A 12,112-nucleotide genomic window follows, 5' to 3' on the forward strand; every position below is an offset into this window, starting at 1 on the left:
GAGCCAACTGAATCTTAAAAAATTAAGTCCGGCTGGCCGTCATGCGCTTGCGAAAGCTCTCCGCACTTTCGTACCCAACATTCACCCTTACTTCGCCCAGGGAGAATCATGAGTCACTCAAAGCAACTGGCCCGCGATCCTTGACGCCCTGGACCTTGAAATCGTCATTCAGCCCAAACCGAGGGAGTGACTCTCGGTGGACGCTTCGACTCGCTGCGTTTTCTGATCGAGGCCCGTGGGCGCCTCTGCGCCTGTGGGCCTGTTTTTGTGTCCGGCACCATCAATCCCACGATCAATTCCATCAAACCCGCTCCCGCTCAAGCCGCGCTGGGAGCGGGTTTGTATTGATGATTCGTATTGAAGAATACAATCAATGCGGTATTGAACTCTATAGCACCTTGACACTGTAGTGCTAAATCACTAGACTCTGACCATGCCAAAGATGACTAACTTGGAATCCCTTCGGCAAGCGTGGGGGGAGAGCCGCAATGCCCTCTCCGTCGCGGTGGGCGTCTCCCGGACGACCATCATCAAACTAGAGACGGGGGAGACGCAGGAGCCGACATATTCCCTCGTCATCGCCCTGGCGGATCACTTTGATGTGGACCCCAGCGCTCTTTTTTTACCTGCCCAGGCGTCGGCCTAACCGACAAAAACAAAGCCCGCGAGGTCCAAGTCGCGGGCGCCTACAGAGCACAGAGGAAGTGACCCAATGATACACGAACCCGCACCAAAGAACACCCTTATCGTCGCCGGGCAGGTCGTGAACTTCATGCCCAGCACCGAGCACGAATACCTGATGACCACCGAGCAGGTGGCGCTGGGCTACGGCGTGAGCGCGGAGAACGTCCGCAAGCACAAGGAAACCAAGGCCGGTGAGCTGGTCGAGGGGCGCCACTGGGTCGTGAGTATTACTCACACCCTTGGCGGGCAGCAGCAGGCGACGGTATGGACCAAACGCGGCGTTGTGCGCCTGGGCTTCTTCATCCGCTCGCAGCGGGCCAAGCTCTTTCGCGACATCGCAGAAGACTTGGTGCTGCGCGAGCTGGCCCCCGTTCTCCCTGCCGCCGACTTTAGCCAGCTCGAACGCCTGGCCGGGCTGACCGTCAAAGCGCTGGGCGTGGTGAAGGCTGAAATTCGCGCCGAGGTCACCGCCGAGATTGACGCCCGGTTGGGTGACCTGCCTGTGACTGGCCCGGCCAAGAACGAAATCTACAAGCGGGTCAAGCACCTGGTCGGACTGATGGGCGGGCGCCGCTCGGATTACCGGGCCGCGTGGAGCGCGTTCAACAGTCGCTACAACCTGGCCGGATATGGCGACCTGCCCGCACGGCTGCAACCTGACGCGCTGCGGTTTGTGGACGGCCTGATCGCCGCCTATGCCCCCAGCGAAAACCTGTTGCTGGAAGTGGCGAAATGACGGCGAGGGAAGGGTGAACGGCGCCGACTGGCTGGGCGAATCCTTCGACACCGCTGTGCAGGCCATGACCGAGCACCTGGCGGCCTCCTGCGCCGACCTGGGTGCGCTGCCCGACCTGAGTGCGAGCCTGGGCGCGGGGTATCTGGAATTCAATGAGCGGATCAGTGTGCCGGAGCTGGTGAGCGACCGTGGCTAACGTCGCCTGGGCTTCCGGCAGCACCCCGGCAGCACCCGCGCCCGCTCCGGCATTGCTCGCCCCCTATTCGGCCTGTGGACGGCTGACTGACCTGATCCTGTGCAAACGCTGCGGCGGGCCGCTGGGCACGGCTGAGCAGGCGCGTATGGCGGGTGAGTCGCAGTGACCGGCGTCATCGAATTCTGCTGCGCCGCGCTTCAGGGCGTGCCGGTGCCCCTCGGCGTCTCGAAGAGCGCGGCCTACACGCTGATCGGAAATGCTGTGCCTCCTCGCTTAGCACAGGCGATTTCCGAACAAGTTTTTATCCCTTTGCTGGGAGGTCGGGCATGAAGCGCGGCCACCGCCCCCACCGACTCCTCTCCCGTCTGTGCGGTGTGGGCATGACCGCCGCCGAGCTGGCGGACAGGACACACGACCCGGCGCTGGGCGAAGTGCAGCAGCAACTTTTCTACCTGACGCGTCGCGGTTTTGCGCGGCGCTCAGGGATAGGCGGGCCGGGCGACCAGTACCGCTACAGCATCACCGTTGCCGGGGAGGCGAAGCTCGATGAGATGCACGTCGGCGGCAGCGTCAAGGAGCCTCGCTTGCTGCTGACCATGCGCCTAATCGGCTACCTGGACGGGGCTGACTCCAGGCAACTCGGCGAGTCGCTGGGCATCTCGACCAACGCCGCCCGGATGCGTCTGCTGATTCTGCGGGGCCAGCGACTGGTCAGCAGGACCGGGCATGGCCTTGCCTGTCACCCCTACCGCTACCGGCTGAATCAGGCCGGGCACGCGGCCATTGGAGACAGCAGTTGACATCCTCCCACGGATGAATCCGTGGGATTCCCACTAGGAACTTAAGGAGGTTACGTCGTGACTCTGCATCAACTGACCCGAAGGCCCTTCAGCTTCAACATCAGACGCTTGCCCGTCTCCGAATTCACGGCTGACGGGGACAGTGTTCCCACTGCCGGGGAGTGTCAAGCCCCCCGTGATGCCGGACGTATAGCCCAGCATCAGTGCGCCACGGTTCGCAATGTTCCGAGCGGCGTTCAAATCCGCATGGACGGCGTACCCGCACGCTTTGCACTTAAAACGGTCCTGCCGGAGTCGGTTGCCCTTCTCCGTATGCCCGCACTTGCTACACCCCTGACTGGTGTGCCGGGGGTCAACTTCTACGATTTTCACACCGTAGCGTGGTGCTTTCTGGTGCAACAGGGCAATCAATTCGCCAAAAGCCCAGTTGTGAATCATCCGGTTGACCTTGCGGGTGAGTTTCACCCGGTCACGAATACCCAGCAACTTCTCAATAGCGAGTGCCCCGCCGTTCTTTGCAACTTCACTCAGAATCTGGCAACTGATCTGGTGATTAAGGTTCCGCATCCAACGGCTTTCTTTGCCTTTGCTACGCCGCACTTCGCCTGTGAGCTTCACTTCCTGAAGACTTTTTCTCCTCGCCTGATAGCGGTTACGGGTGTGCCTGACGGCCTGCCCGCTCCAGAACTTGACCAGATCGGGGCCGCTCATCACTGCTGTATTAGCAACGCCCAGATCAAGGCCGTAGACCACACCGTTCTCTACCGTGTTCGGAACATCCTCATACACGGTCAGATGCAGATACCAGTCTTTTCCCCTGCGGTGCAGCTCGGAAGCCCCGTACTTCAGGGTTCCAGCAGCAACCGCATCCACCCAGGGCGCGTGACGCTCATCCATTTCAATAGGCAGCCACAGGTATTCCCGCGCTTTCTCAGTCGAGAGGCGCAGGGTGCGGCCCACAATGGCGAGCGCCCGCTGTCCAACTCCCATCGGCAACCCCGGCCCGAATTTCGGCACAGACGCCCGCTTGCCCTTCGCTTTGCGAGCAAGGTACGAGCGAAACGTCTCAATGGCCTTATCTCTGGACCGCTGGAGGTTGACGACAGGCAACGAAAACCGCTCCTTAGCGGGCAAATACAACTCCCGATGCAGAGCGGTGGCGTTTGTGGTCTGGAGGCGCTCAATGCCCTCCAGATGGAACTGAGCGCACGCCGCATACTCCCGCTGCATGGCGGCCAGCCGGTCAGACTTGCCCCGGTTCACCGTCCTCAACTTGAGTTTCAAAACTCGCACGCTCATAACTTCAGTATAGCAGAAGGCTTGAGCAAGCGGAAGGGCTGCGCCGCCTACGGCGTCGGCTCCATTCCTCCCACAGCTAAAGCAGTGGGTTTCCTGGAGGCTCCCAGATGAGCGAGTTTAAACAGGGTTTTTTGCTGGGCGGTCTGCTGTTCCTGGTGGCGCTGTTCGTTCTGAGCCGGGCCGGGCAGGCCGGGATGGAGCGACACCAGTGGCAGGGGCTTGTGGACGATGAGCAAGCGGCGTACCTGAGCCGGGGGCGCAAGTGAGCCCCCTCCTGCGAGCCGGGGGCGGGCCTGCGCGACTGCTGGTGGATGCGGCGGCACGTCAGGCCCACAGCGGCAGCCGCACTGTCATCCCGTGCAAAGCCGCCCGCCGCCTCACTGAGCTCGGCTACGCGAGACACGACGTTGTCACGTACCGCTTCACCGTCACCCCCGCTGGCCTCAAGGCCGCCCGCATCATCCGGGACGGGTCATGAACCCCGACCAGGGCCCCGACCTGTCCTGGCAGGCGTGGGCAGGGGCGTTTGCGCTGCTGGGGCTGCTGGTGGGAGTGGGGATGGTTGTGGAGATGTTGGGGAGAATGCTTTGAAGCACAGTGAAACCCTATCCGCACTTTTTGCCGCGCTCAGCAAGGCGCAGGCCGGTATCAGACCCGCCCTGAAAGACGCCGTTAACCCTCACCTGAAAAGCAAGTATGCCGACCTCGGCAGCGTCTGGGAGGCGTGTCGCGCCCCGCTGGCCGAGAATGGACTCAGCATCAGCCAGTGGCCCTGCGAAGCACCTGCTGGGTTTATGGCGCTGACAACTGTGCTAGCCCATTCAAGCGGCGAATACATGATGGAGACGTATCAGATGCCGCTGGGCAAAAACGATCCGCAGACGGCGGGAAGCGTGCTCACATACAGCAAGCGCTATGCCCTGACCTCGGTGCTCGGCATCGTGAGCGGGGACGACGATGACGGCCACGCCGCTTCTCAGCCCACTCGACCCGCTCAAGCCCGCACCCAGGCCCTCCAGAGTCCTGCACCCCGCGCCGCTGGCCCCGCTGAGCCGAGCGAGGCGCTGAGCAAGCTCCACGGTCAGATCAAGCGGGCCGGGGAGAAGCTGAGCACGCAGGGACACGGCGACGAGGCCAGGGCGCTGCTGAAGGGCGTGGCAGGCTGGAAGACGGACGAAGCGCAGGCCCGCGCCGCGTACCAGGCGTTGTGCGACCTGGGCGTGAGCAAGGCCACCGTTTCAGAATCTGAAACCACCGTCCACCGCCCCGCACTGATGGGCCATGCCAGAAAGGCCGGGGCAGACACCAGCGAGGCCCGCGCCGCGTTCTGGGGCTATCTCCTGGGCACCGAGGCCATTGGCACGAAGCAGCTCACCGACGATCAGGGGCAGACGCTGCTCGACACGCTGAGCGGGATGGATGACCACGCCACACAGACGGCGCTGGGCGAAGCGGTCAAGGCGTGAAAAACTTGCGCCGAGACAGCAAAAACGCTATACTCCCAGACACAAGCGACGCCCGCGCAGCTATCAACTGCCGGGCGTGGCGAGGACCGAGTAGGGTCCTGTCCAGAGACGCATCGTCTCTCGGCATCATCCTATATCAAACTCGGTTCGTGGGGAGTAGCCCATGACGATCAAACACCCGGAAGCGGGGCTGCAAACACCGGCCCAGTGGACCGACTCACTCGAAGCCGCGCTGCATTTTGGCGACGAGGCGGCCTGTCAGGACGTGATGCGCGAGCAGATCAGTGAACAGGACTGCGCCGAGGTCGGGCGTAACGTAATTCAGCGGCTGCTGGCGCGGTTGTGGGGCGCGGCATGAGCCACATCACCCCGAAGCACAACAGCTTCACACTCGGCTTGTTCGTCCACAGCGATGTTGATGACGCCGAACTGGACATTTATGAGTTTCGCGTTTATGCCCACCTGTGCCGTCGCGTCGGCGACTCTGGGCGCGTATGGGAGGGCCAGGCACGCATTGCCGAGGTCTGCAAGATCAGCCGCAGAAAAGCTCAGGAAGCGCTTTACGGGCTACGCGACAAAGGGTGGCTGACCTTAGAGACTCGCTTTCGAGACGACGGTAGCCAGACAACAAACGACATCGTATTGGTTGGCCCCCCTGCGTCTGTCATGCGCACCCCCCTAGCACCAGGTGCGCACCCCCCTAGCACCAGGTGCGCAGCTAAAGGTAATCCTATTGAAGGTAATCCTATTGAAGTAAAAGATCTGGCGGCAGAAAAAACGCCGCCGCCGCGCACCGCTGATTCTGTCCTGTCGGCTGCTGTACCCAAAAGCGCTAACAGGAAAAAAACCGGCGAGGCGGTGGCCGAGGGCGAGGGGCAAGGCGGGAAGGCAACCGGGAGTGGCGCGGCCCGGCCCCGCAACCTGATCTTCGACGCCATCGTGACCGCGCTCTACCCGCAGGGTGCCGGGAGCAATGCCAGCCAGATCGGCAAGGTGACGGCAAAACTGAGTGGCGCGGGCTGGGCAGCGGCGGACGTGGTGCGGGTGATCGAGTGGCGCGTGCGTGACCCGTGGTGGGCCAGGCGGCTGACGCTGGGCGCCTTTGAGAAGCACTGCGAGGACTGGAAGCGCGACAGCGGCGTGGTGCGGCGCTCTCTGGCCCCGGTTGCCGAGCCCTACGAAGACCCCAGCGAGGCGATGTTCAAGTGAGCCTGGCCCTGCAAGTGCTGGCTGCCGCCGTGACCATCAGCCCAGGGCTGGACGACAATGGCTACAGAACGCTCTGTTACCGCCTCAGACAGGTCAAGGGGCACCACTGGGGCTCTGAGTCCGGGCGGCGCGTCGCAGAGGCCCTGATGGGCCATCTGGAGGCCGGGAGCGCGGTGGGCTTTCAGACCCTGCGCGTGCAACTGCCTGACCTGACGGCGTTCATCAATCAGATTCAGGCGGCCCCGGAGCTGGAGAACCTGCCGCTGGGCACCTACCGCCTCGAAGAGGAGGGCGCCGCCGCCGATCTGGGCCAGGTGCTGACCGAGGCCCAGGCGCTGCTTAAGGCGCGGCAGGCCGGTGAGGCGCCTGTCGCCATCGCCTCGAATCTGGTCGGCGCCGTGAGTCAACTGATGGCTGGCGGTAGCCGCGCCGTGCCGGTGTCCGAGATGCCTGATCTGGTCGAGCGCTACCGGGCGCTGGAGGAGTCGCCGGAGCGCATCATCCGCCTGCACCCCAGCCTGAATGCCCTGCTGCGCTGGGGCGGGCTGCCCATCACCGGCAGGGACGGTGAGACGGTGCTGCTATGCGGCAGGTCCGGGCACGGCAAAACCGCCGTCGCTATCCACGTTGCCCTGTCCACCGCCCATCAGGGCCATTCAGTCGATTACGACGTGATCGCGGACGCCAGCGCCGAACAGATTTTCGAGCGCATGGCCCACTACGTTGCCGGGCTGCCCCTGAAGCGGGACGGGAACGGCCTGGCGACCCTGCTCAAAGCGCGTGGCTCACGTCCCCCGGAGTCGGTGGCCTCGCGCCTGACCTGGGCACAGGATCAGGTCAGGCGCCTGCCCATCAGCATCAACGACGCGCCGGACATGGATCAGCACGAGCTGATGATCCGCCTGGCCGACAAGCGGGCGCGGGGCGTGGCCCTGAGCGTCATGGAAAACCTCGATCACTGCTCCTGGGATCAGAAAACGCAGCGCATGGACCGCCGCGAGTATCTGGGCGAGCTGGTCAAAATCACCCGGCAGTCAGACCGCGCCACCGGGCACCACACGTTCTGGCTGGTCCAGGCCAACCGGAAAACCATCGAGAACGAAGGGGAGATGCCACAGATGGAAAATACGCAGGACTCCGACCTTCCAAAAAATCACTGCACGCTGTTCATCAGCATCCACAACCCCAACAAGGCGGACCGCAGCCTGCGTGACGCGCCGCTCGACGGGGCGCTGCCAAAAAACCGTCAGGGTGAAACCGGTACCTTTACCCTGCCCTACAGCATCCTCAACCCCCAGATCAAACTGCCGGGCGTGGACGCATGAGCGCCATGCTGGATTTTTACAGGGACGAGCTTCGCAACCGTCCGGTCATGACCGACTTGCTGGCCCAGGCGGGCATTGAGGTGCCGCCGGGCCGCTATATCCGTTGCCCGCTGTACCAGGACAACAATCCCAGCACCTACGTTTACGCCGAGAGCGTCTGCGACTACGGGGACGACAACAAAAGCTATGACCTGCTCGCCGTGGCCCGCGACTGGATGGGGTTGCAACTCGACCAGGCCATTGCGCTGATCGCGCAGCTTGCCGGAATCGACACACCGATCAGGTTCGATGGTCAGGTGCGCCCCGTGACGTTCCGGCCTATCATCCACACCGCCCGCACCGACCCGAACGACTACGCCCACCTCGCCATGCAGGCCGAGGCGGCCTACCAGGCGCTCGAATCCGACGCTTCGCACGCCGCGCTGTCCTACCTGCGCTCGCGTGGCCTGAACGAGTCGCCCTTTGTTTACCGGCTGGGCGTGGCCGACAGCAGCGTGCTGGGTCGCCTGCCTCACCGCATCTGGAGGGACATGATCACCCTGCCGACCTGGCATGACGGCTCGCTGCTGGCCCTGAAGGGCCGCAACTTGCTCGGCAAGGGCGAGGGGCGCGAGATGCGGAACCTGGCAGGCGCTGCCACCGCGCCGTATGGCCTGAGCCTGCTGGGGGACGGCGCCGTGCTGGCGGTCGAGGGTGAAATGGACGTGTTGAGCGTCTGGGAGGCGTTTGAGGGACAGGTGAACGTGGTCGGCATCCCCGGCGCGACCCACTGGCCCAAACTGCAACACCCTGCCCTGACAGGCCGCAAGCTCTACCTGTGTCTGGACCTCGACGAGGCCGGGCAGAAAGCTGCCGGACATGCCCAGCGCTGGGCCGCCGATGAGGGCCGGGCGCTGCACGTCCTGCCGGGCATCAGTGACAAAAACGATCTGCTCCTTCAGCGCGGCCCCGCTCATCTGCGTGCCTTGCTGACCGGGGCGACCACCGCCGCCTCCCGCCGTACTCAACGCCGCCTGCGCTTTCAGGACTCCGCTTGACCGCCGACTGGATCGCCGACGCCGACGCCGCCCTGTCTGCCGCCCCCGCCCGAAAGCCGGTATGGCCCTGGCCCTCGGCATCAACCCCAGACACAACCAGTCGGGCCTGCTGACTGAACTGCGCGAGCGCGAAACCACGCTGAAGGAGAACCCATGATCTCTGATTGGATTGCCGACGTGGACCGTGCACTGCCCACCGTGACTGCTGAACGTCTACCACTGGTAGACATCCAGCCCATCCTCACCCCAGAGCAGCGTGCCCGCCGCTTAGAACTCGAAGAGCTGGTGCTGATCGGTGAAACCCTGGCCCTGCGCGGTGCCCGTGCCCTGCGCGAGTTGCGCGACGCGAGGCTCTACCGCAGCACCCACGCCACCTTCGAGGGGTATGGCCAGGACGCCCTGCGCCTGACCCGCGCCCGGCTGTACCAGCTCATCAACTGGGCGGACGCCGCCGACGCCGCCGAGGTTCAGGGGATTGAAATCAACTCCGAGCGCATGGCCCGCGCCCTGGGTCTGGCGCCGCCGGAACATTACGGCCTGGTGGTCGCCGTGACCCAGGCCGCGACAGGCAAGGAGCGCCCCAGCAGCGCCGACATCGCGGCGGTCGGTGAGGTGGTGCGCGACATGGCCCAGGGCATGGTCGAGCACCCCGCTACCCGTCAGAGCGTACCGTTCGCCGAGTTGCCCCCTGAGCGCAAAGCCGAGGCGGTGGTGGCCGCCGTGCAGGCCGGGGCAAAGGACCGCCGCGACTTTCAGGGCGTGGACGACATCAAGCCCTGGGACTGGCTCGACGGGCTCAGAACACAGGCCGACGTGAGCGTGGTCGGCACGAAGGCAGGCTGGCAGGTCAGCAGCGTGGACCGGGCAAGCGGCGAGGTGCTGACCGGGCCGCTGAGGCCCAACCAGTGGGACGCCATCCGGGCGGCGAAGTTGGCCTGGGAAGGGGTGCGGGAATGACTGTTGCCTTGCGTGGCCTAACGCTGCGCCATCCTTGGAGCTGGGCGTTCCTGCGCGGCAAAGACGTTGAAAATCGGACCTGGCACCCGTCACGCCAGGGGCTTCGGATCGGCGACTACCTGGCCTTGCACGGAGGCGCTATGCCCCCGCCTTCGGGCGAGTACTGGAACGAAATCACTGAGGCGGTGCTCTGGATGGGTCGGTGGGATTTCCCCTACACCTCCCTGGCCCGCAAGCTGCTGCGCGATGGGCGCGGCCTGTGTGTCCCCGGCATCGTGGCCGTCGCCCGGCTCTCGGACGTGCGGCAGGACAGCGCCTCTCCCTGGGCCGTGCCAGGGCAATACCACTGGTGCCTGGAGGTCACGCCGCTTGCTCAGCCGGTGCCGCATCGGGGCGCTCAGGGATTGTGGGAAGTCACGCCAGAGGCACTGGAACAGGTCCGGACGCAGTACCGGCAAGCGAGGTCTATGTTATGACCGAGCGCCGCCCGACCATCCGCCGCCGTCCCAGCGGCTCCGTCATCTGGACGCCCAGCCTCATCAGCCACCTGCGCCACCGGCTGCGGCGCGGCTACTCGGCGAAATCGACTGCCGAATACCTCGGCGTGGGCGTCGCCAGCATCCAGCAGGCCACCACCCTGTACGGCCTCGGCTTGCCGCCCGACCCCTGCATCTTCGTCGCCGACCTGGCGCACGAGCTGAGCATCAGCAGCGATACCGTCTACCGGACCTGCGGCCACCTCGGCATTCAGCCCGCACCCTGGGGCGCCGTGCAGCGCTTCCTGACCCCGAAGCAGGCGCGGCAGGTCCGTGAGGCGTGCTCGAATACCATCCACCCCGACGAGGCCCGGCAGCGCGACTTCCTGACCGCCCGGCAGTGTGCAGACCGACTCCAGATCACCCTGCGGATGTTCCTGACCCGTGCCCAGCGCTACGAGCTGCGCCGCTACCGCCTGCTCCGCACGCCGGGCCGCACCTGCCGCTACGATCCCGCCGAACTGAGCCGCCTGCCGGTCCCGCTGGCTGCGAGAGGTAAGCCCCAGGGCTTTATCAGCCTCGAAGCCCTGGCCGACCTGACCGGGGCGCAGCCGGTGACGTTGCGCAAGTGGGTCCGCGACGGCCTGCCGCACACCCGTGACCGCGTAGGCTTTCACGCCGCCTACGTCCGGCCCGAAGTGGCGTTGAGCTGGCTGGAGGCGCAGCGCAACCCGAAGAGGCGCCGCTACGCCGAGCCGCTGGCCCAGGCCCTGAAGGCGAGCTGATGCCCCGCAATATCGCCGAGGCCACGCGCTCCGGCAAGGAGAACTGATATGCCTATCACCCCTGAAATGGTTGCCGAGCTGCGCGGGCAAGCTCCAAGCGATTTTTCGCCCCTGAATTTGCTCGACCAATGGCAGTATGGCACTCCCGGTTATCACCTCTCCGCCCGTGTCCTCGACATGGCCGACCTCATCGCCGCCCAGGCCGCCGAACTGGAGGCGTACAGGGGCAGGGAGGTGCAGTTGTGGGAGATGGTGGACAGGTGGCGAACGCAGGCGAGTCACTGGTGTGTGGCCAGCGATCTGGAAATGTGTAGCGCCGATGTTGTCATCATCCTGAACGCCGAGGCGGGATCGTGAAGCCCCCACCTCGCACCCGTCCCCAGCGCTCCCCAGCGTCGAGGCGGCGATGATGAGCCAGGGCACCCTCTCCCTCGCCCGCACGCTGGCCCGCATCAGTGAGCTGGCGCCCGATCTGATCCGGACTGAGCCGCGTGAAGCGTTGCTGGGGGGCAGTGAGGAGTACGGCCCGTTGCTGTATTGGGTTGACACACTCATCTGGAGGGCCGGGTTTCCAGATGCCCTCGCCATCAGGGTTCTGGACGCCGACGACCTTGACGTGTACCCCGCCGATGTCCCCCGCATCCTCCCCGGCCTGATCGTCTGCTGCGAGGTGCGCGGCTGGGAGATGGAGCTACGCAGCGAGACGCAGGAGGACGGCTCTATGGCCTACGGTGCCCGGCTACTGAGTAACGGCCCGTCTGCCTCCGGCGCCCCGACGTTCACACACGCCCTGGCGACGGTCATTTTGCTCAAGCTGCTGGAGGTGGGGACGTCATGACCCTACGCCTGAAGGCGGGGGCTTCCCGGCGGTCACGGTGAATCATCGCTACCGGGCCAGGGTGAGCCGGGTGGACGGGGGTCCGCTCGAAGACTCAATTCAGGCCAGCATCGTTCACTTGCTCCGGCTGCGCGGCTGGGTGGTGATGGAGGCGTTCAAGGGCAGCGCCAGGGGCGGCGTGGTGTATTCGACCCCTGGCATACCGGATTTGATGGCGGTGAAAGCGGGCCGGATTGTATTGCTCGAAGTCAAGCGGCCCGGCGCCGGCAGGCTGAGCCCAGCACAAAAGCACCTCCACGCCGCG

General features: G+C 64.8%; 18 protein-coding genes and 1 pseudogene. 18 read left to right on the top strand and 1 reads right to left on the bottom strand.

The features are described from left to right. The first annotated feature begins 433 nt into the window (after positions 1–433). The 6 genes from Q0R23_RS02960 to Q0R23_RS02985 all read left to right on the top strand — a co-directional run bounded on the left by Q0R23_RS02960 (position 434) and on the right by Q0R23_RS02985 (position 2,416). Positions 434–646 carry a helix-turn-helix transcriptional regulator gene (locus Q0R23_RS02960; protein WP_293910206.1) on the top strand — a complete coding sequence of 71 codons (213 nt, stop codon included), beginning with the start codon at positions 434–436 and terminating at the stop codon, positions 644–646. A 66-nt stretch (positions 647–712) separates the two neighbouring features. Continuing rightward, entirely contained in the window at positions 713–1,420 is a 708-nt protein-coding gene (locus tag Q0R23_RS02965) for a hypothetical protein (protein ID WP_293910208.1), read from the top strand. A 13-nt stretch (positions 1,421–1,433) separates the two neighbouring features. After that, a complete protein-coding gene (locus tag Q0R23_RS02970; RefSeq protein ID WP_293910210.1) occupies positions 1,434–1,616 on the top strand; it encodes a hypothetical protein in 183 nt (60 codons plus the stop codon). Then, positions 1,609–1,782, top strand: coding sequence for a hypothetical protein (locus tag Q0R23_RS02975; protein ID WP_293910212.1), 174 nt, complete (start codon positions 1,609–1,611; stop codon positions 1,780–1,782). The genes Q0R23_RS02970 and Q0R23_RS02975 overlap by 8 nt, the downstream gene beginning before the upstream one ends. Beyond that, positions 1,779–1,946, top strand: a complete 168-nt coding sequence (locus tag Q0R23_RS02980) for a DNA cytosine methyltransferase (protein ID WP_293910214.1) — start codon at positions 1,779–1,781, stop codon at positions 1,944–1,946. The genes Q0R23_RS02975 and Q0R23_RS02980 overlap by 4 nt, the downstream gene beginning before the upstream one ends. Further along, positions 1,943–2,416, top strand: a complete 474-nt coding sequence (locus Q0R23_RS02985; protein ID WP_293910216.1) for a hypothetical protein — start codon at positions 1,943–1,945, stop codon at positions 2,414–2,416. The genes Q0R23_RS02980 and Q0R23_RS02985 overlap by 4 nt, the downstream gene beginning before the upstream one ends. Positions 2,417–2,449: 33 nt before the next feature. Here the strand turns inward: Q0R23_RS02985 and Q0R23_RS02990 are convergent, their stop codons facing one another. Beyond that, the gene (locus tag Q0R23_RS02990) at positions 2,450–3,715 is read right to left on the bottom strand and encodes a transposase (protein WP_293910218.1); all 1,266 of its coding nucleotides are present in this window, start codon (positions 3,713–3,715) and stop codon (positions 2,450–2,452) included. 107 nt (positions 3,716–3,822) lie between these two features. On the opposite strand from Q0R23_RS02990, the gene Q0R23_RS02995 reads away from it, so the two are divergent. From Q0R23_RS02995 to Q0R23_RS03050, 12 genes and pseudogenes are all read left to right on the top strand, one after another. Then, a complete protein-coding gene (locus tag Q0R23_RS02995) occupies positions 3,823–3,981 on the top strand; it encodes a hypothetical protein (protein ID WP_293910220.1) in 159 nt (52 codons plus the stop codon). 321 nt (positions 3,982–4,302) lie between these two features. Continuing rightward, positions 4,303–5,181, top strand: coding sequence for an ERF family protein (locus Q0R23_RS03000; RefSeq protein ID WP_293910222.1), 879 nt, complete (start codon positions 4,303–4,305; stop codon positions 5,179–5,181). 163 nt (positions 5,182–5,344) lie between these two features. Continuing rightward, entirely contained in the window at positions 5,345–5,539 is a 195-nt protein-coding gene (locus Q0R23_RS03005; protein ID WP_293910224.1) for a hypothetical protein, read from the top strand. Next, positions 5,536–6,390, top strand: coding sequence for a helix-turn-helix domain-containing protein (locus Q0R23_RS03010; protein ID WP_293910226.1), 855 nt, complete (start codon positions 5,536–5,538; stop codon positions 6,388–6,390). The genes Q0R23_RS03005 and Q0R23_RS03010 overlap by 4 nt, the downstream gene beginning before the upstream one ends. Further along, a complete protein-coding gene (locus tag Q0R23_RS03015; protein WP_293910228.1) occupies positions 6,387–7,715 on the top strand; it encodes a DnaB-like helicase C-terminal domain-containing protein in 1,329 nt (442 codons plus the stop codon). Before Q0R23_RS03010 ends, Q0R23_RS03015 begins: the two co-directional genes overlap by 4 nt. Further along, positions 7,712–8,752, top strand: coding sequence for a toprim domain-containing protein (locus Q0R23_RS03020; protein ID WP_293910230.1), 1,041 nt, complete (start codon positions 7,712–7,714; stop codon positions 8,750–8,752). The genes Q0R23_RS03015 and Q0R23_RS03020 overlap by 4 nt, the downstream gene beginning before the upstream one ends. A gap of 153 nt (positions 8,753–8,905) precedes the next feature. After that, complete coding sequence (locus Q0R23_RS03025) at positions 8,906–9,709, top strand: hypothetical protein (protein ID WP_293910232.1); 804 nt, start codon at positions 8,906–8,908, stop codon at positions 9,707–9,709. Between the two features lie 140 nt (positions 9,710–9,849). Next, a complete protein-coding gene (locus tag Q0R23_RS03030) occupies positions 9,850–10,185 on the top strand; it encodes a hypothetical protein (protein ID WP_293910234.1) in 336 nt (111 codons plus the stop codon). Next, the gene (locus Q0R23_RS03035) at positions 10,182–10,970 is read left to right on the top strand and encodes a hypothetical protein (RefSeq protein WP_293910236.1); all 789 of its coding nucleotides are present in this window, start codon (positions 10,182–10,184) and stop codon (positions 10,968–10,970) included. Before Q0R23_RS03030 ends, Q0R23_RS03035 begins: the two co-directional genes overlap by 4 nt. Positions 10,971–11,018: 48 nt before the next feature. Next, entirely contained in the window at positions 11,019–11,327 is a 309-nt protein-coding gene (locus Q0R23_RS03040; protein WP_293910238.1) for a hypothetical protein, read from the top strand. 52 nt (positions 11,328–11,379) lie between these two features. Further along, positions 11,380–11,808, top strand: a complete 429-nt coding sequence (locus Q0R23_RS03045; RefSeq protein ID WP_293910240.1) for a hypothetical protein — start codon at positions 11,380–11,382, stop codon at positions 11,806–11,808. Positions 11,809–11,845: 37 nt separating this feature from the next. Continuing rightward, positions 11,846–12,112: pseudogene (locus Q0R23_RS03050) on the top strand (hypothetical protein); the annotation flags it as partial.

Origin of the sequence: Deinococcus sp. (assembly GCF_025362455.1) — a bacterium.
Classification (GTDB): domain Bacteria; phylum Deinococcota; class Deinococci; order Deinococcales; family Deinococcaceae; genus Deinococcus.